Below are 18,338 nucleotides of genomic sequence, written 5' to 3'. Positions count from 1 at the left end.
GAGGGAATGTGAACCCCATCGCCGAGCACACCCTGCACCTTGATCCCAAGGTTCGGCAGGAGGCGCGCAACCGGCTGCTTTCGGCCAAGGGGCACCTCGAGGGCATCCTCAAGATGCTGGAGGGCGAGCCCTACTGTGTGGACGTGCTCAAGCAGATCAAGGCCGTGCAGGGTGCCTTGGACAAGGTGGGTGACCTGGTCTTGAAGAGCCACCTCGAGCAGCACGTGGCCAGCGCAGCCCAGCGCGGCGACACCGACGAGTTGGTGGCCGAGTTGATGGAAGTGCTGAAGTACCGCTAATGAGGTCGTAGGCTAAACGCAAGACGCAAAACGCGGGGTTGCCATGCGCCCCACGTCGTACGCCGTACGATTTGCATCTTGCGTAGGACGTAAGACATACGACCCGAACAACCGAATGGGGTGAAGCGGATGACCAAAGAGTTGCAGATCGGCGTCGAGGGCATGACCTGCGCCGCCTGCGTGAACCGGGTGGAGCGCGGGCTGAAGAAGGTCGAGGGGGTCGAGGCGGCCTCGGTCAACCTGGCAACCGAACGCGCTACGGTCGCCTACGACCCCGCTACCACCACTCCACAGGCCCTGATTGAGAAGATCCAGGAGGTGGGCTACACCCCGGTGGTGGCCGAGGTTGAATTGGGCGTCACGGGCATGACCTGTGCGGCCTGCGTGGGGCGGGTCGAGCGCGCTTTGAAGAAGCTCGACGGGGTGCTCGAGGCGAGCGTTAACCTCGCCACCGAGCGGGCCACGGTGCGCTACCTCCCGGCCAGCACCGGCCTGGCCCAGTTCAAGCGGGCCATCCGCGACGCCGGGTACGGCGTGCTCGAGTTGGGGAAGGGCCAGAACCGCGCCGACCTCGAGCGCGAAGCCCGCGCCAAGGAGATCGCCAACCTGCGCCGCGCGGTGCTCTTGGCCGCCGCCTTCGCCCTCCCGCTCTTCCTCATCGCCATGCTGCCCATGCTCTTCCCGCCTGTCGAGGAATGGCTGATGCGCACCTTCGGGCACGGCGTCATGGCCGCACTCTCCTGGGTGATGCTGGCCCTGGCGACCCCGGTGCAGTTCGGCCCCGGCCTGCGCTTTTACCGCCACGGCTGGAAAGCCCTGCGCTCGGGCTCGCCCGACATGAACAGCCTGGTGATGATCGGCACCAGCGCGGCCTACTTCTATAGCCTGGCGGTGGTGCTCTTCCCCGGCCTCTTCCCCCCGCAGGCCCGCCACGTCTACTTCGAGGCGGCGGGGGTGGTGATCACGCTGATCCTCTTGGGCAAGTACCTCGAGGCCCTCGCCAAAGGCCGCACCTCCGAGGCCATGCAGCGGCTGCTCTCGCTGCAGGCTAATACCAACTCTACGACGAGGTGACACATAAAGCCTCTTGAATCCAAGGCCAAAAGCAAAGCCGCTTGACCCTAGTTGGATCAGCCGCAAGCTGGGTGAGGAACTCCTCGGCAGCCAGGCGTTTGTGTTCCAGCGAAGGGTACACTTTGCCTTCAATGGCCCGCCTGACCTCCTCAAACACCCGCTCGGCAGGATTGAGCTCGGGCGAATAGGCCGGTTGAAGGATACGACTCCCCGCTAGCTCGGATAGGCTACGACCCCGATGAACCCCCGCCCCATCCCAAACGTTGATGGCTAACCCCCATTGCTCCAGCACCGGTTTGAGGTGTTCTTGCTTCAGGCGGGGAATCCAACCCCACCTCAACTGACCGATGGCCGGTATCACCGCCAGCAGCAGGTAGGCATACTGGTATGCCCGCTGTACCGTTTGAACGACCTTCACCCCCCGAGGCGCCAGCACCCGTCGAACTTGACCCAGCAGTCCCAACCGCAGCTCATCGCTAAACCCAATCCGGCCCAGAGCCTCCCCCAGGGTCTGACCCCCTCGGTGGAGCTGCTCGGCTATCAGGGCTTTGAGCCCCCCTTTTTCCAGCGCGCTTGCGCTGCCGCATCGGCCTTGGCAGCACTCGGTCGCGGTACTTTGGGGTGAATCTTCCATCGAGCCATCAGCCCATAGAGGCCTTTATAGCTGTACTGCACCCCAAAGCGTTGTTGCACCCACTGCCGCGCTTCTTCGTAGGTGCGAAAGCTTCCTTGGGCACTCTCGGCTCGCAGTTCCAGTTGTTGGTCTTGATCCAACCAGGCTCGACTGACCTTGACCCCCCAGCCCGGTACGCGCTTCAACACCTCCTGCAATCCCCCGGCCCGATACCAAGCCAGCCACCGGTTGAGGGTTTTACGTCCAATCCCCACTTCTTTGGCCGCATCCTGTGCAGCTTTGCCTCGACGTACCAGCCACATCGCCTGCAGCCGTTTACGTCGTTCCAGGTGCTTCTCCCGTCTATACTGTGCCTCCAGCTCCTCTGCGCTTTCAGTCCAATCGATTGGGGCAATCCTACGACCCATTCCCCAATCCTACTATAGGTGTCACCTCGAGGGAGATTTGGTATAAGACCGCCCGGGTGGTAGAGGGAAGCACCGAGCGGGAAATCCCCGTGGACGAGGTCCTGCCCGGCGACCTGATTGCAGTGCGCCCTGGTGAGAAGATCCCGGTGGATGGGGTGGTGGTCTCGGGCCAGAGCTACGTGGACGAATCCATGATCACCGGCGAGCCCATCCCCGTGCTCAAATCCGAGGGGGCCAAAGTCATCGGGGGAACCCTCAACCAAAACGGGGCCTTTACCTTCCAGGCTACCGCCGTGGGCGAGGGTACGGTGCTGGCCCAGATCATCAAGCTGGTCGAGGCGGCCCAGGGCTCTAAGCCCGCCATCCAGAACCTGGCCGACCGGGTGGTGGCGGTGTTTACCCCCATCGTGCTGGGCATCGCCCTGCTCACCGCGGGGGTGTGGCTGCTCTTCGGCGGAGAAAACGCCCTGACCTTCGCGCTGGTCAACACCGTGGCGGTACTGATTATCGCCTGCCCTTGCGCGATGGGCCTGGCGACCCCGGTGAGCGTGATGGTGGGCACCGGCAAGGCCGCCGAGATGGGGGTGCTCTTCCGCAAGGGCGAGGCCCTGCAAACCCTGCAGGAGGCCCAGGTGATCGCCCTCGACAAGACCGGCACCCTCACCCAGGGCAAGCCGGAGCTCACCGATTTGCAAGCCCTTGAGGGCTTCGACGAAGCCGAGCTGCTGCGCTTGGTAGCTTCCTTAGAGAAAAGTTCGGAGCACCCCGTGGCACAGGCCATCGTCAAGGCCGCGCAGGGGCGGGGCTTAGAGCTGAGCGAGCCCGTAGACTTTGAGGCGCTTCCCGGCTACGGGGTGGGTGGGCAGGTGGGGATTTACCGGGTGGAGGTGGGCGCCGACCGCTACATGGCGCGGCTGGGGCTGGACGTGTCGGCCTTCGGCGCCGAGGCGGCCCGGCTGGCCGACGAGGGCAAGACCCCCCTCTACGCCGCCGTTAACGGGAAGCTGGCGGCCATCCTGGCCGTGGCCGACCCCATCAAGGAAGGAACCCCCGAGGCCATCGCCGCCTTGCACCGCCAAGGTCTCAAGGTGGCCATGATCACCGGCGACCACCGGCGCACCGCCCAGGCTATCGCCCGCCAGCTCGGCATCGACGAGGTGCTGGCCGAGGTCTTGCCCGCGGGCAAGGCCGACGCGGTAAAAGAACTTCAAGCCCAGGGCTACAAAGTGGCCTTCGTGGGCGACGGCATCAACGACGCCCCGGCCCTGGCCCAGGCTGACGTGGGCATCGCCATCGGCACCGGGACCGACGTCGCCCTCGAGACCGCCGACGTGATTCTGATCTCGGGCGACCTGCGCGGGGTACCGGGCGCCATCGCGCTCTCGAGGGCCACCCTCAAGAACATCCGGCTCAACCTCTTCTGGGCCTTCGCCTACAACATCGTGCTGATCCCGGTGGCCGCGGGTGTGCTCTACCCCTTCACGGGCTGGCTGCTCTCGCCGGTGCTGGCCGGGGCGGCGATGGGCCTCTCTTCGGTGTTCGTGCTCTCCAACGCGCTCAGGTTGCGTAGGTTTCGGCCCCCGTTTGGGACCAAGATTCCATCCGAGCCGGTGGCCGTTCAAGCGGTTCCCGCCTGACCCTGGGCACCCTCCAAAGACCCCTGCCTTATCTGGCCTCCCCTCACTTCGCTCGGCGAAACTACGCCACCCCACCCCGCTACCCCGCCTATCGGCGGCGAAAGCTGCTTTGCCCGTAGGGCAAACATGTCTTGTAGCGTCTCGCGGCGAAAGCTGCTTTGCCCGTTAGGCAAACACGTCTTGTAGCATCTCGCTCCGCTCGGCGAAACTACGCCACCCCTCGCTCCGCTCGGCGAAACTACGCCTCGAGCGCTATCCCCGGAGCTTTCAGCTGGGCGAACTGCCGCTCGAGGCCGCAGGTTAGGGCACCGGATTGGGTTGGTGTGGGTGGGTCCGCAGTGCACCCAAAGAAGGCTAACACCGGTCTTAATAACGTAGCGGCATAGAATGGGCTTGTGAAGCTGGCCGGTCGTTATCGCCTGGAAACCCCGCTTGGCCAAGGCGGCATGGCCGAGGTGTGGCGTGCCTACGACGAGCGGGTGGGGCGGGCGGTAGCGGTGAAAATCCTACACGCCTACGTCCACCCCAACGAGCGGGCCCGCTTCTTCCAAGAAGCCAAGGCTCTCTCCCGGCTATCCCACCGCGGGGTGGTGCAGGTCTACGACCTAGGTGAAGAAGAGGGCAAAACCTACTTCGTGATGGAACTCGTCGAGGGAGGCAGCTTTGACCGCTTGGGCCCCTTCGAGGACGGCCCGGAGGGGTTGCGGCTTTTAGAGGCAGCTCTGGAGGTACTGGATGCCCTCGAGCACCTACATCGTCGGGGGGTCATTCACCGCGACCTCACCCCGCGCAACATCCTGCTCACCACCGAGGGCAACCCTAAGGTGATGGACTTCGGGCTGGCCTATCTGCTCCAGGAGAGCCGCCACCTGACCCGCACCGGTTACACCCTGGGCACCCCGCAGTACATGGCCCCCGAGCAGGCCAAGGGCCTGCCGCTGGGCCCCAGGCCGTTTTGCTGGAAGCTGAGGGTGCGGCCATCGGGGGCGTCGGCGTAGGCGGCGAAGGTGAGGGTTTTGCCCGGAATCACCGGGGTGGCCCAGGACAGGTTTAGCGGGCTTTCGGCGTTGTTGGAGGCAATCAGGAAGAGCGAGCGGGCCTCGAGGTTCACGTAAAGCTGCCTCGAGCGCAGGGTCAGGCCGCCGGGGTTGGTCAGGTTCACGCTCAAGGCCCCGGTGCCGATGGGGGCCACCCCCACGGTCAGGCTGGTGCTCTCCCCAGGGTCGAGCGAGACCACCCGACTGCCGTAGGCCAGAAAGGCCTCGGGGGTGCCGGGCGCACCGGCTGCATGCCGCCATTGCAGGGCATACACCCGGCCCTGCACGCTGCCGGTGCCATTCCAGGCCGTGCTCAGGGTGTAGGCCGGACCCTGGCCGGGAAAGAGGGCCTGCAGGTTGTAACCGGGGGGCACAAACTGGGTCGGCTTGGCCTGGGGCGCCCCAAACACCACCTGCACCCCGGTGTTGGCGGGGTTGGGAAAGGTGATGCCGCTGCCCGATTGGGGCAGCAGGGTGCCGCTCAGGCTGGCGGTCTGCTCGGCGGGAGCCCCGCCCAGGCTGGTGAAGAGCAACAAAAGGGGGTCGGGCCAGCTCAGGCCCAAAAAGGTGTGCTCCTGGGTAGCGGCGGGCCGCACGGTGAGGTCGTAGGGGGGCCGAACCCCGCTCAGGCTAAAGCGGCCCTCGGCGTCGGTGTTCACACACCGGCTGCCCCGGCAGACCGGCACACCCGCCAGCGGCTGCCCGAAGCGGTTCCTGGCCTGGCCGCTCACGGTTATCTGGCCGCTGGCCGAAACCCCCAGGGTGAGGGGGCGCTCGCGCTTGAGCACCTGGCCGCCTACGCTGGCCGTAGCCCGCACCAGCAGGGTGTACTCGCCCGCGGCCAGCTCGCCGGAGGGGTTCAGGGTTAGGGTGCTGCTGCTCTGGATGGGGTTTTGGCTAAAGCTAGCGCTGACGCCCAGGGTGCTGGGAACGCGCACCAGCGAAAGCTGCACCTCGGCGTCGAAGCCGCCGGTTTTTTCCAGCGTGACCTCGAGGCTCCCGGTGGTACCGGCCTCGAGGTTGAGGGTGCCGGTCGAAAGGGCAATCTGAAAGTCGCCTACCACGGGCGGGGGTGGGGGTGTGGGGTTTCCACCCGCACAGCCCGCAATCAGCAGCAAAGAAAGCAAGCGGTAGCGCATCGGTTCCTCCTAGTTGATGCAGGGCGGCAGCCGGAAGTCCTGCGTGGCGACCGTGGGGCGGGCCGGGGGGCCGGCGTTGCCGTCGGTGAGCTCGAGGAAAAGTCGGAAGCGCAACCCACAGGTAGCCCCGGGGTAGAGCGAGGTCAGGTTGGTGATTGTCACCGTGGGCAGGTCGGTGCCGCCGCTGGTAAAACTGACGTTTCCTGAACCGCCCGGTACGTTCTGCAGCGTGCCGGAGATGGGGTTGCCGCTGCCGTCCAGCCGCTGGATTTTCCAGGTGTAGGTAAGGGTCTCGTTTTCGTTGTCCTGCACCCAGCCCTTAAGGGCAATCTGGGTGTAGCCGACCTCGGGGTTGACCCCGGCGGGCTGGGTGATGGAGGCGTTGGGCGGGTAGTTGGTGGGAGCCGGGCTTACGCTAATGTTCACCGTGGCGCTCCCCTTCTTGCCCCGGGCGTTGCTGACCTCCAGGGTCAAGGTGCGGGAGGCCGTGCTGCTGCTAAGGGTTACGGTGGGGTTGCCGCAGGCGTTGGTGGGCAGAGTGTCAGCGGCCACACTGCTCCTCCAGACCGCATTGGCGCAGTTCTGGGTGGTAAGGCTGGGGTCGAGCCAGCTCCCCTGCAGGAGCACCGTCTGCCCGGCATAGAAGCTCTGACCCGGCTTGGGGTTGAGGATCTGGACGCTGGGCGGGGGTCTTGCACGTTCAGGCTCAGGGTGGCGCTGCTGCTCAGCCCTGCGCTGTTGCTGGCGCTGGCGGTGATGGTGCGGGGGCCTTCGGTGGTGAAGGTGTAGCTCAGGCAAGGCGGGTTGGTGTTGGCGGCAATGCTGCCCAGGCTGCCCTCCACGCTGCTGCTTAGGCTCACCGCCTTGGGCCCGTCCTGCGGGTCGTAGGCGGTGGCGCAAAGGGTATAGGGCTTGAGGAGCTGCGGCAAGCCTATGCCTCCTGGCAAGAGCGTCACGCTGGGCGGCTGAGGGGTAGCCTGGGCGATGGTGCCCAGGTTCTTGTCGTAAACCTTCAGGTCGTAGTCCAGGCGGAACTCGGTCACCCCCAGGTCAATGCCCAGATGAAGGCCCAGGTAGGCCTCTACCCCGGCGGAAAGCCGCCAGATGGGGTTGCGCGGCACCACCGCGTCCATCTCCAGGTAGCCCCCCAGCTTGGCGTAGGGGCCCACAATGCCATAGAGCAGCACCTCGGCCTTGCCCAACAGGCTCCCCCGCGCCAAAGCGCTCACCTGGGCCCCGCTCAGGCCGGCGTTGAAGCTCTCGCCAAAGCTGCTGCAGTTGTTGAAGCCGTCCTTGTACTCCAGGCAAGCCTGAACGTTCAGGCTCTGGGTAGCGCCAAAGCTCAGGCCCGCGCTCACCTGCCCGGAGGCGTTCACCACCATCTTCAGGCTGGGCACAAACACCAGCGGCACCGGCCCCACAAACACCGTGATGGGCGAAAAGTTGAAGCTGGCCAGCTCTTTTTCCTTGTTGATGCTGTAGCCCAGCCCGGAGCTCACCTTGACCTCGGCGCTTTGCTTGATGCCGTAGGCCACCTTGAAGTAGACCCCGTTGGGGTAGGCGGGCACCCCAAAGACCTTTTTCCAGCTCACCCCGGCGCTAAAACCATTCTGCACGTCGAAGAAGACCTTGCCCGAGACCCGCACCTGGTCTTGGGTGGTGGAAGGGTTGTTGTCCTGGTCGTAGAGCACCTCGTCGAAGCTGAAGTCCAGGGTGGCCATGGGCCTGACCCCGCTCTGGGCACTGTAGGAGGTGAGGCCGCCGGCAAAGCGCACGCTCTGGGCCAGGGCCCGGGCCGACTGCAGGTCGGAGGGGGTGAGGGTCTTCTGGAACTCGGCTTCGCCCTGCTCGAGGGCCTCGCCTAGGTCGGCTTCCTCGGTCTGGACGGTTACGATGTTGCCCGCGCGGCTAATGCTCTTGACTTTTTGCAAGAGGCCATAAGGGGCCGCCGGGGTGGGCTCGCTCACCAGCACCTGTCCGACCTCGAGGGCCTGGAGCTGGGGGTTGTCGGCGCTAAAGGTGAGGGTGGCCTGGCAGAGCGGGCGGTTTTGGTTGGTGTAGTCCAGGCAGGTCGGGGCGTTATTGAGGGTGAAGCTGGACAAAGAGGCCCGGCTCTGGGGGCTGAGCACCCGGGTATCGGGGTCAATCCTGGGCTCAATCCGGCTGGGGGGGCCACCCCCACAGGCCGCGAGCAGCAGGGCTAGGGCTGCGATTCCGGCTGGGTAGCGCATGCTTCCTCCTTTGCGCGCTCGAGGGCCATCAGCAGGTCTTCCATATGGGCAAAGCCTTGCCGGCCTCCGCCCCGCAGGGGTTCAAGGCTGTAGCGCCATTGCTGCTCGCCATCGCTCCACATGCGGAGCACATAGCACAGTTCCTGGTGACCCTCTGGCATGGTTGCCAGGGTAGAAGGGGGGGCGTCAATTGGGCGTCAAGCGGAGGCGTTGCTGCCCAAGCGCAGCCGCCGAGGCAACCCCTCTAGCTGGCTTTGCCGGAGTTCCTGGGCCCTCCGCAGGGCTGCGGCGGCCTGGGGGTGTTGCCCCAGGTGGGCGTGGGCCTCGCCCAGCAAGCGGTAGGCGGGCACGCTCAGGCACAGGGGTTCCTGGGCCAGGGCCTGGGCCAGCGGCGCGGGGTCGGGGCTGCCCCGCCAAAGCGAGAGGCGCAGCTCCCCCATCCGCCAGGCCAGGTGCTGCAACGGGGTCTGGGGCCGGCAGCGAGCAAGAAGGAGCTCGAGTAATTCTTCTTTGTGGGCATGCGCCAGCAGGTCGAATTCGGCCCCCACAACGAGGTCGCCCAGGCGGGCTTCGCGCAAGCCGGGCAGCAGAGCCTCGATGGGTGCGGTTTCCTCCGGGCAGCGCCAAAGACCCAGCAAAGCCCGGTTGTAGCGGCAGGCCCACACCAGCCGCTCGTCCTGGGCCGCCTGGGCCAGCGCCAAAGCCTCTTCCAGCCGGCCTTTGGCCTCCGGGTAGACCGCCAGATAGCCCAGTAGCTCCACCTGCACCAACAAGACCTGCGCCTGCAAACCGGGGCCCAGGGGCCGGGCCAGCTCGAGGGCTTCCTCCAGGGTGTTCCAGGCCGGGCCGAACTGCCCCTGCAAAAAGTACAGGTAGCCCAGGTTGCGGTAGCTGGTGGCCTCGGTGCGGGCATCGCCCAGACTACGCGAAAGCTCGATGGCCTCGGCAAAGCGCTTGGTGGCTTTGGCATAGTGGCCCAAGCGCAGGGTCGTGGCGGCCAGATTTTGCAACAGGCTGCCGGCCAAGGCCAGTTGCCCCTCCCGCCGGGCCAGGGTCAGGGCTTCTTCCAAAGAGCCTACGGAAGCCTCGTACTCACCGCGTAAACCGAACAGCGCCCCCAGGTTGCTCAGGGCCCGCAGCCGGGTCTGGGGGCTTGGGGCTTGTGGCGGCCTCCAGGTGGGGCCTGGCCTCCTCCAGGGCCCCGGCCACCAGGTGGGCGGCGCCCAAAGAGAGCCGGGCCAGGGCAATACGTTCCTCGTCGGCCAGCCGCCGGGCCACCTCCAGGGCTTCCTGGGCCTCCAGGGCGGCCTCCTGGGGCTTGCCCTGCCGCAACCGGAGCCCGGCTTTGCGCTGGTGGTGCTCAAAATAGGCGCGGTCGCACTGGTGACGCCGGGCCAGCTCGCCCAGCCTCTGCACCAGGGCCTCCATCAAGTCGAGGTCGCCCTGCAGCTCGGCCACCTGGGCCAGCCCCAGCAGGGCCTCGAGCTGCAAGGGCGCTGTATCGGCCGTCCAGAGGGCCCTAAAGAAAGCCAGCCGGGCCTCGTTCGGCTTTCCCTGTTGAAGTGCCAGCCGCCCAGCGGTTTGCAGTTGGGGGTAGGCCCGCTCCGGCTCCAAGGCCCCTAGCCAGTAGCGGGCCGTGGTACTGGGCTCTCCCCCCTGCGCTTCCAGGGCCAGCGCAATCCGGCGGCATAGGTGCCGGCGCAAAGGCTGGGGCAAAAGGGGTGGGGGTGGGGTGGCCTCGAGCTCTGCCCAGGCCCGCGCTACCGCGTAGGGCTCCTCTTCCAGCACCCTAGCCCAGAACTCGGGGCGAACCTCCTCGGCGTAAAGGCTTCGGGCCTCCCAGAGGCGTTGGGCCAGCGGGCTCAGGGCGATGGGCTGGAGCAAGGCCGCCTGGGCCTGGGTGGCCGCCAGGGGCTCTACCCCCAGCTCCTGCTGGAGGGTCTGGCGCAGGCTCTCGTAAAGCTGCCAGGCCGTCTGCACCCGCCCGGCCTGGGCCTCCAGGCGCATGGCCTCGCGTACCGCGCTCTCGTGCAGGGGATCAAGCTGGATGAGCTCGTAAAGGTACCCGAGCGCTTGCTCCAGCTCGGTCTGGGCGGCCTGCCAGAGCCGCTCGCGGCGCAGCCCCTCCAGCCTTTGGCGCTCGAGGGCCAGCCAGTCCCAAAACGCAGGAGGCAGGTCATCCGGTAGACCCGGTAACAGCGGCGCGCGCAGGGCCTCGAGGGTGGGCGCCAGTGCGTCTACCTCGGCATACAGCGCGGGCCGCTCCCCGTCCAGCAGCCAGGTTCCCGCCCCTGGCAGCCGGCACAGCAGGTAGAGGGCCTGCCGCAGGTTTTGCGCTGGGTTCTTATACCAACTCTACGACGAGGTGACACATAAAGCCTCTTGAATCCAAGGCCAAAAGCAAAGCCGCTTGACCCTAGTTTGGATCAGCCGCAAGCTGGGTGAGGAACTCCTCGGCAGCCAGGCGTTTGTGTTCCAGCGAAGGGTACACTTTGCCTTCAATGGCCCGCCTGACCTCCTCAAACACCCGCTCGGCAGGATTGAGCTCGGGCGAATAGGCCGGTTGAAGGATACGACTCCCCGCTAGCTCGGATAGGCTACGACCCCGATGAACCCCCGCCCCATCCCAAACGTTGATGGCTAACCCCCATTGCTCCAGCACCGGTTTGAGGTGTTCTTGCTTCAGGCGGGGAATCCAACCCCACCTCAACTGACCGATGGCCGGTATCACCGCCAGCAGCAGGTAGGCATACTGGTATGCCCGCTGTACCGTTTGAACGACCTTCACCCCCCGAGGCGCCAGCACCCGTCGAACTTGACCCAGCAGTCCCAACCGCAGCTCATCGCTAAACCCAATCCGGCCCAGAGCCTCCCCCAGGGTCTGACCCCCTCGGTGGAGCTGCTCGGCTATCAGGGCTTTGAGCCCCCCTTTTTCCAGCGCGCTTGCGCTGCCGCATCGGCCTTGGCAGCACTCGGTCGCGGTACTTTGGGGTGAATCTTCCATCGAGCCATCAGCCCATAGAGGCCTTTATAGCTGTACTGCACCCCAAAGCGTTGTTGCACCCACTGCCGCGCTTCTTCGTAGGTGCGAAAGCTTCCTTGGGCACTCTCGGCTCGCAGTTCCAGTTGTTGGTCTTGATCCAACCAGGCTCGACTGACCTTGACCCCCCAGCCCGGTACGCGCTTCAACACCTCCTGCAATCCCCCGGCCCGATACCAAGCCAGCCACCGGTTGAGGGTTTTACGTCCAATCCCCACTTCTTTGGCCGCATCCTGTGCAGCTTTGCCTCGACGTACCAGCCACATCGCCTGCAGCCGTTTACGTCGTTCCAGGTGCTTCTCCCGTCTATACTGTGCCTCCAGCTCCTCTGCGCTTTCAGTCCAATCGATTGGGGCAATCCTACGACCCATTCCCCAATCCTACTATAGGTGTCACCTCGAGGGAGATTTGGTATTACCACCGCGTCGAAGCTGCCGCCGGGGTCGCCGGCCACGAAGGCGCTCGAGGTGGGCGTGACGCTGATGGAAGGCGCGGGGGCCACCGTCACCGAGGCGTCCTTGCTCACACTCCCGGCGCTGTTGGTCGCGGTGAGGGTGAAGGTTCGGCTGGTGGTTAGGTTGACGGTCTTGCTACCCCTGTCGGCGGGGGTCACGCTGCCCACCCCGCTGATGTCGAGGCTGCTCGCGCCGTTGACGTCCCACTCCAGCCTCACGCTGCCTCCGCCGCTGGGCAGGCTGGCGGGCGTGGCGGTGAAGGCGTTGATCTTGGGCGGGCCGGCCGGGGCGCCGGTGTTGCAGGCCGCCAGCAGCAGGCCCAGGAGAACGATCCAGGTGCGGGTCATGGCCTCTTCCCTCCCTAGCCGATGTAGGTGTAGCCGACGGTGATGGTCACGGTCTTGCTGCCGATGGGCTCCCCGCCGTCGCTCAGCACGGTGAGGCGGATGGTGTAGGACGCCCCGTAGTTGCGGCCACCTGCCAGGCGCACGGTGAGGCTCGAGCCCCGCCCCACCTCCACCTCGGGCTCGCCCCAGCCCTGCGCGGTCCACACCAGCCGCTCGCCGGGCACCGCCGCGCCGTTGGAGTAGGTGGCGTAGCCCACCAGCGGCACGTCGACCATGGGCTGGTTGATGTTGGGGCTCCAGTAGCTGGCGCCGTTCTTCGGCTCCACGATCACGATCTCGCCCGGGGTGCGGGTGGGGTCGATGACGTTGACGCTCACCGAGGCGGTGGCCTGCAGGCCGTACTCGCCGGTGGCGACGAGGGTCAGGGTGCGCGAGCCGGCGGCGCTGGGGGTGAGGGTATACTGCCCGCCGTTGCCCAGGAGGGTGGCCCCCTCGAACCAGGCCAGCCGGGCCCGGCCGCTGGGGAGGGTGTGCGCGTCGAAGCCCTCGCCGCGGAAGGTGAAAGGCTCGCCCTTGAGCAAGGTGGTGGGGGCGCTGGGCACGAGGATGCGCACCTTGGGCAGGTCGGAGGGGTCGGGAGCGAGCTTGAAGGCGATATGCTTGACGTCCTGCAACGTGCCGCCCTGGCGCAGGTTGAGCTCCAGCCGCGCCGGGGTGGGCCCGTCCACCGTCCCCACCACGCTAGCGAGGTTGCCGAAGTCGAGGGCGAGGGGCCTGAGGTTGTAGGCCCCCACGCTCACGTTGGCGAAGCGCTGGGCCTTCATGGCCCCGGCCACGTAGAGCCGGGCCTCGACCTCGAAGTCGAGGGCCACGTTGGTGACGTTGACCACGTTGAAGCTGGCCTCCATGCGGCTGGAGCGGTAGATGAGGCTGTGGAACTCGTTGTCCTGCACCAGGTTGCGCCCGTAGGGGAAGGTGGGGAGGGTGGTGGCCTCGTCGCTGAAGTAGTAGCCGTTGGGGAAGAGGCCGCTCCACTTCCAGCGCGAGATCTCCTGGTTGGAGGGGTTGCGGAAGATCAGCGAGGCCGAGAAGGGGTAGCCCACCCCGCCGAAGTACACAGTCTCGCCGTGGCTCAGCTCGATCGAGCCACGCCGCTCGGCCTCGGGCCTGGGCTCGTTGAAGAAGACGATGGTATAGAGGTCGGGCTTGTTGGGATCGCCGGTGTCGACGCAGCCTTTGGTGGGGTCCTTGGAGTCTTTGAGCGTGCAGTTGGCCTCGCGGAAGGCTTTCCAGGTCATCGAGGGGTGGGTGCCGTTCCAGTTTTGGTGGGGGCGGGCGTTGGAGTCGGCGAAGTAGACGCCGTCTTTGGTCACCCCGGTGAGGACGAAGGCGTGCCACAGGCGGTCGGAGTCGGTCCACACCGGCTTGGCCGGGAAGAGGCCGAAGAAGCCGGTGGTCGCGAGGGTGACGTAGGCGGTGAAGGCGTTGAAGTCGCCGGAGGTGTTGTCGCTGGGGATGAGTTCGGCGTCCCAGCGCAGGTAGCTGTAAGCGCTCTCGGGGATCCCGGCGGCCTTGAGGATGCTCCCCCCGTTCGCGCCGCTGCTGGGTGACTGCTTGATCAGGCTGGCCAGGCCGTAGTTGCTGGCGAAGCCCCCAGGGAACCTGGGGTTGGTGGCCAGGGCCGGCTGCGGCCGGTGGTAGTTGATCACCATCGAAAGCGAGGTCGGGACGCACCACGGCAGGCCCGCCTGGTAGTAGAAGGGCACCTGCAGCGAGCGCATGCCCCCCTCCTGGGGCCTGGGCTTGGGCACCACGTAGGCGGTGTACAGCCCCACCCGGCGCACCGCGTAGGCCACCTTGGCGGGCAGCGTCTGCCCCGAAACCCCCGCCGCGCCGGCGCCTACCGGCGTGGCCGCGTGCACCCACAGGCGGGGGCCGTCCGGCTCGGGGTCGGCAACAGTCTCCAGCACCACCACGCTGCCCTCGGGGCTGGTGGGGTCGGTGGGCAGCTCGAGCGTGGCCGGGGCGTTGAGGCTGGCCCCGCCGAGGTCGAGGCCCACCTGCGGCCCGGCCGCCTGGAGGGGGTTGTCCTGGGGCTCGCTGGGCTTGGCCCTGAGCTCGAGGCTCACCCGGCTGTCCCGGCTCAGCACCCCCGGTGGGATCGTGAGCTTAGCCCCGCCCGCCTCGACCACCCCGCCCTCGGCGGCCCTGATCACCACCGCGTTATCATCGCCCGAGTTCCTGGGGCCGCAGGCCCCGAGCAGGCCCGCCAACACCCATACGCTCACAAACCAATGTCTCATCCCAATCCTCCTTGCCCTGCCTTGTCCTCCAACGCCCGGGTTTCGAGGCGGAATTCCCGCCCGCACCTTCCGCAAAAGCGGGCATAGGGCGAGGTGATCCGGGCTCCGCAGCCGGGGCAGGCCTCGAGCAGCCGGGTGCCGTCGTTGGTGCAGTAGCGCTCGCTCGAGGCCAGCGGGACCGCGCGCGCGCAGCGCGGGCAGATGCGATAGAACACTTCCCGGGCCTCTTCCACGGCTCTTCCCTCCCCTGCCCTCCACGCTGCACCCGCCCCGGTCAGGCGGCGGTCAGCCCACGGCCCGGTTTTGCCGGTGAGCGGCTCACGCCGGCAGGCACGGGCCTCGAGGTGCGGCCCATGTCCTTGGTGCTTGGTCTTTCGCGCGGGGCCGGATGACCCCTCTCCCGTGTGCGGGGGGGAGCCAGAGGGTTTATCCCGCCCTCAGGCCAGGAAATCCTGCCAGTCGGCGGGCAGGTGTTCGCCCACCTCGAGCATCCTCGCCCTGGTTTCCTCGTACAGCCGGCTCAGGCTCCTGTGGTTCCCCGTGCGGCGCAGGGCCTCGAGCGTCAGCCTCAGGGCCTCGAGGTCGTAGGGGTCGGCCTCAAGCAGCAGGCGCCCCAGGCGGGCCGCCTCCTTGGGGTCGGCCTCCCGCAGCGCCCCGGCCCGCGCGCGCAGGGCCAGGTGCACCGACTCGCGCACGGTCTCGTTGAAGGGGGAGAGGCCCTCGAGGTAGGCCCCGCGCCACAACCGGGTGTCGCCGGTGCGCAGGAACTCCTCCAGATCGGATTCCACCGCGTCGCCCAGGGCGTAGCCCCCGGGGGTCGTAATGACGGCCGCGGGGCCCAGGCTCGTCCGCACGGTGTGCACGAGCTCCTTGAGGGAAGAGGCGGCCTTCTCCTCGTCCTCGCCAGGGTAGAGCGCGTCAAGGAGCTCGAGCTTGCCCACCTCGCCCCGCCCGGCGACGCGGGCCTCGAGCAGCAGCGCCAGCAGCTCCTGGCGCTTGCGGCCGCGCACCGGCTGCCCGGCAAACTGCACCGGCCCCAGCAGCTCCAGGCGCAGGGCGGCGGGCGGGGCCTCGGGGGCGGCCTCGGCGAGCTGGGGGAAGTAGCGGCGAGCCAGGTTGGCCCCGTTTGTCAGGCCGTGCCCCTCAAACCACTCCAGCCGCCAACGGGCGCTCTCCACGTCGCCGGTAAGCCGGTCGAGCTCGAGGCCGAGCTTGTGCTCGTCGATCGCAACGTTGAGGGGTCGGGCGAGCTCGAGGGCCTCGCGCAGGGCCTGTACGGCCGCGCCGCGCTGGCCCAGGGCTTCCAGGGCCAGGCCCTTAGCCCAGCGGGTGCGGAAGTTGTCGTGCGGCGAGTCCCCCGCCGCCCCGGCCAGCCCTTCGGCCTCGGCGGCCAGGGCCAGCCCCCGCTCGGGCTGGCCGGCGCCGGTGCTGGCGAGCGAGGCATCGAAGAGCAGCTCCCGCACCACCCGGGGGCTGCCGAGCTGGCGGGCGTAGCCCAGCGCGAGGTCGGCGTGCTTGAGGGCGAGGAGCCGGGCGATGGGGGTGTCCTGGGAACGGTACAGCAGGCTCGCCATGGAGTGCGCGTTGGCCAGGAAGCGGCTGGGGCCGTAGAGCTCGAGGGTGGCGATGGCCTCGCGCACGGCCTCCTCGGCCGCCCCATAGCGCCCCTGCTCGAGCAAAAGCTCGGCCAGAGCAGCCAGGGCAAAGGCGTAGGCCTTGGCGTCGCCGGCCTGGCGCCGGATCTGCAGGGCCTCCTCGAGGCAGCGGCCCATCTCGTCGTAACGCCCCAGCATCCGCAGGAAAGCCGCCCGGTTGACCAGCACGGTGCCCCGCAGGCGCGGCGCGTCGAGGGTGCCGAGGATCTCCAGGGCCTGCGCCAGGGTGGCCTCGGCCGCCGCATACTCCCCCCGGTGGTAGTGGGTCAGGGCCTGGAGGGACAGGAACTCGCAGCGCAGGGCCGGGTCCGCGGTGGCGATGCCCCGGGCCGTCAGGGACTCGGCCATCTCCATCTGGCCCGTCGCCAAGGCCGAAGCCGCGGCCGCACGCAGGAGATCGGGCGAGGGGTCGGCGTGCAGCCGCGGGTGGGCCAGCCAGACCTCGAGGGCCTTGGCGTTGTTCCCGGCGACGTTGTGGGTGGTGACGGCCAGCGAGGGAAGGTCTACCGCCTTGCGCAGCCTGGGGGGCAGGCCCTCGAGCAGGGCCTCGAGGTCGGGGGAATGCCCCTGCCGCGCCAGCAGGTGGGCGTAGAAGCGCACCGTCTCAGCCGTGGCCGCCGGGGTCGGCAGGGCCAGCCGAACCAGGCGGGCGGCCTCGGGGAGGTCGTGGTGTTGCAGCACCCGGGCGGCCTCCAGGGCCATCCGCCCCTGCTCCTCCCCCCGTGCATAGCCCGCTGCCCGCGCCCCCCAGCGCGCCGCCTGAACCTCGTTCCCGGCCTGCCGCGCCTGCTCGGCGGCCCGGCCCAGCAGCTCCAGCGCCTCCCCCCTCTCCAGCCCCGCCTCTTCGATGTACGCGGCCGCCCCCTCGGGGTCGTAGGGCTGTAGGGCCTCGAGCGCCCTGCGGGCCAGCTCCTCGCGGCGCGGCGGAGGCAGGAGGTGGAGGCTGACCTCGCGGTAGAGCGGGTGGGCGAACTGCGCTCCCAGCAGCAGGCCCCGGCGCTGCAGCTCGAGGCGGGCTTCCTCCAGCGCCTGCGGGCTCAGCCCCGCGACCCGGGCCCACAAGGCCTCCGGGACCCCGGGGGAGAGCGCGGCCAGGGCCTCGAGCGCCTGCCGAACCGGGGGCTGGGCGGCGGCCTCCTGGATCAGCCGCTCGATGAGGGCCTCGACGGTCAGCGGCATGTCTGGCCCGGCCGGGGCCCGCCAGCGCCACTGCTGCCCGTCGTTCCACAAGAAGCCCTGACGGGCCAGGTGGCGGAAGTACTCCAGCGTGAACAGCGGATTGCCCGCCGCACGGGCGTAGACCCAGCGCACGGCCTCCTCGGGCAGGGGCGCTCGGGCCTCGCCGTGCAGCAGCTCCCGCACCGCCTCAGCGTCCAGCCCCTCCAACCGGACAGGGCTGAAGGGCTCCGGCGGCGACACCCGGCTCGTCACCAACAGGGCCACTCCCTTGCTGTGCAGGGTCATGCGGGCAAGTTGCTGCACGAGTTCGAACCGCTCGGTCTGGGCCTCGTGCAGGTCCTCCAGGTGCAGCACCACCGGGGCCTGGGCTGCCAGCAGCGCGCCCAGCGCGGAGGCCACCTTCTCGCCCTCGGCGTGCTCGCCGCGCCCCAACCGCCCCAGCAGGGCCTCGGCCCAGGCCGGGAAGCCCTGCCGGGGCATGGCCCGGCCCAGTTCCCGTACCATGACGGGCAGTGTGGCAGTGGCGTGCAAGCTGAAGCTGCGGCAGGGGGTCTGCTGCAGCAGCTCACGCACGGTGTGGGTCTTGCCGATACCGGGGGCACCCCACAGCCCCAGCGCCAGCCCGGCCCGGCGGGAAAGCACCGGGCGCAGGCGGTCGGCCAGCTCGAGCGGCACCGAGCGCGCACCCCGCCCACCCACCGCGGATTCTTTCCGGGTCACAGGGCCATCTTATACCAAACTACCCAACGCCAATTCAGGCAAGAACCTGACCCCCAGAAGCAAATAAAAATCCGACCCTGAAATTCTCTTCCTCCCTGGTTACGCTCTCGGTACCGAGCCCAGCCCAAACGCAACCCAGCCCTGTAATGCCGGTGAGACGCAAGGTGGTGATACTCCGGTG

At 67.9% G+C, this 18,338-nt stretch carries 15 protein-coding genes and 3 pseudogenes; 4 read left to right on the top strand and 14 right to left on the bottom strand.

Going from position 1 to position 18,338, the window contains the following annotated elements; genetic code table 11:
• Positions 1-8 precede the first annotated feature (8 nt).
• A complete protein-coding gene (locus tag MTAI_RS14650) occupies positions 9-299 on the top strand; it encodes a metal-sensitive transcriptional regulator (RefSeq protein WP_043983112.1) in 291 nt (96 codons plus the stop codon).
• A 129-nt stretch (positions 300-428) separates the two neighbouring features.
• Positions 429-1,370 (top strand): annotated as a pseudogene (locus MTAI_RS14645) (heavy-metal-associated domain-containing protein); the annotation flags it as partial.
• Here MTAI_RS14645 and MTAI_RS14640 read toward each other — a convergent pair.
• Together MTAI_RS14640 and MTAI_RS14635 are read right to left on the bottom strand one after the other, a co-directional pair.
• Entirely contained in the window at positions 1,360-1,791 is a 432-nt protein-coding gene (locus tag MTAI_RS14640) for a transposase (RefSeq protein WP_157413585.1), read from the bottom strand. The pseudogene MTAI_RS14645 and the gene MTAI_RS14640 overlap by 11 nt on opposite strands.
• A 122-nt stretch (positions 1,792-1,913) precedes the next feature.
• Positions 1,914-2,414 (bottom strand): winged helix-turn-helix domain-containing protein, encoded by a 501-nt coding sequence (locus tag MTAI_RS14635; protein ID WP_081439958.1) that lies wholly within the window; start codon positions 2,412-2,414, stop codon positions 1,914-1,916.
• Positions 2,415-2,458: 44 nt separating this feature from the next.
• Here MTAI_RS14635 and MTAI_RS14630 point away from each other — a divergent pair.
• Together MTAI_RS14630 and MTAI_RS14625 are read left to right on the top strand one after the other, a co-directional pair.
• A pseudogene (locus tag MTAI_RS14630) lies at positions 2,459-4,051 on the top strand (copper-translocating P-type ATPase); the annotation flags it as partial.
• Positions 4,052-4,497: 446 nt separating this feature from the next.
• Positions 4,498-5,001: pseudogene (locus MTAI_RS14625) on the top strand (serine/threonine-protein kinase); the annotation flags it as partial.
• On the opposite strand, the gene MTAI_RS14620 reads toward MTAI_RS14625, so the two are convergent.
• The 12 genes from MTAI_RS14620 to MTAI_RS14575 form a co-directional block, all read right to left on the bottom strand.
• On the bottom strand, positions 4,935-6,227 hold the full coding sequence (locus MTAI_RS14620; RefSeq protein ID WP_027887971.1) for a peptidase associated/transthyretin-like domain-containing protein: 1,293 nt from the start codon (positions 6,225-6,227) through the stop codon (positions 4,935-4,937). The pseudogene MTAI_RS14625 and the gene MTAI_RS14620 overlap by 67 nt on opposite strands.
• 9 nt (positions 6,228-6,236) lie before the next feature.
• A complete protein-coding gene (locus MTAI_RS15515) occupies positions 6,237-6,779 on the bottom strand; it encodes a hypothetical protein (protein ID WP_027887970.1) in 543 nt (180 codons plus the stop codon).
• Positions 6,731-8,458 carry a hypothetical protein gene (locus tag MTAI_RS14615; protein WP_027887969.1) on the bottom strand — a complete coding sequence of 576 codons (1,728 nt, stop codon included), beginning with the start codon at positions 8,456-8,458 and terminating at the stop codon, positions 6,731-6,733. Before MTAI_RS14615 ends, MTAI_RS15515 begins: the two co-directional genes overlap by 49 nt.
• On the bottom strand, positions 8,428-8,619 hold the full coding sequence (locus tag MTAI_RS14610; RefSeq protein WP_043983460.1) for a hypothetical protein: 192 nt from the start codon (positions 8,617-8,619) through the stop codon (positions 8,428-8,430). Before MTAI_RS14610 ends, MTAI_RS14615 begins: the two co-directional genes overlap by 31 nt.
• 36 nt (positions 8,620-8,655) lie before the next feature.
• Entirely contained in the window at positions 8,656-9,570 is a 915-nt protein-coding gene (locus MTAI_RS14605) for a tetratricopeptide repeat protein (RefSeq protein WP_245453157.1), read from the bottom strand.
• Positions 9,551-10,633, bottom strand: a complete 1,083-nt coding sequence (locus tag MTAI_RS15655) for an AfsR/SARP family transcriptional regulator (RefSeq protein ID WP_281004677.1) — start codon at positions 10,631-10,633, stop codon at positions 9,551-9,553. The genes MTAI_RS14605 and MTAI_RS15655 overlap by 20 nt, the downstream gene beginning before the upstream one ends.
• A gap of 241 nt (positions 10,634-10,874) precedes the next feature.
• Positions 10,875-11,246, bottom strand: coding sequence for a transposase (locus MTAI_RS14595; RefSeq protein ID WP_187388627.1), 372 nt, complete (start codon positions 11,244-11,246; stop codon positions 10,875-10,877).
• A 122-nt stretch (positions 11,247-11,368) separates the two neighbouring features.
• Positions 11,369-11,758 (bottom strand): winged helix-turn-helix domain-containing protein, encoded by a 390-nt coding sequence (locus tag MTAI_RS15500; RefSeq protein ID WP_425373725.1) that lies wholly within the window; start codon positions 11,756-11,758, stop codon positions 11,369-11,371.
• Positions 11,644-12,300, bottom strand: coding sequence for a hypothetical protein (locus tag MTAI_RS15495; protein WP_027889002.1), 657 nt, complete (start codon positions 12,298-12,300; stop codon positions 11,644-11,646). The genes MTAI_RS15500 and MTAI_RS15495 overlap by 115 nt, the downstream gene beginning before the upstream one ends.
• A 14-nt stretch (positions 12,301-12,314) precedes the next feature.
• A complete protein-coding gene (locus MTAI_RS14585) occupies positions 12,315-14,603 on the bottom strand; it encodes a cysteine peptidase family C39 domain-containing protein (protein WP_131455708.1) in 2,289 nt (762 codons plus the stop codon).
• A complete protein-coding gene (locus MTAI_RS14580; protein WP_157840906.1) occupies positions 14,600-14,836 on the bottom strand; it encodes a double zinc ribbon domain-containing protein in 237 nt (78 codons plus the stop codon). Before MTAI_RS14580 ends, MTAI_RS14585 begins: the two co-directional genes overlap by 4 nt.
• Positions 14,837-15,040: 204 nt before the next feature.
• A complete protein-coding gene (locus MTAI_RS14575; RefSeq protein WP_027889000.1) occupies positions 15,041-18,157 on the bottom strand; it encodes an ATP-binding protein in 3,117 nt (1,038 codons plus the stop codon).
• Positions 18,158-18,338: the final 181 nt, after the last annotated feature.

This window comes from Meiothermus taiwanensis WR-220 (assembly GCF_003568585.1).
In the GTDB taxonomy this organism is placed as follows: Bacteria; Deinococcota; Deinococci; order Deinococcales; family Thermaceae; genus Meiothermus; species Meiothermus taiwanensis.
The sequence above is the reverse complement of the archived record's forward strand: the minus strand, read 5'-3'. Positions and strand labels throughout refer to the sequence as shown.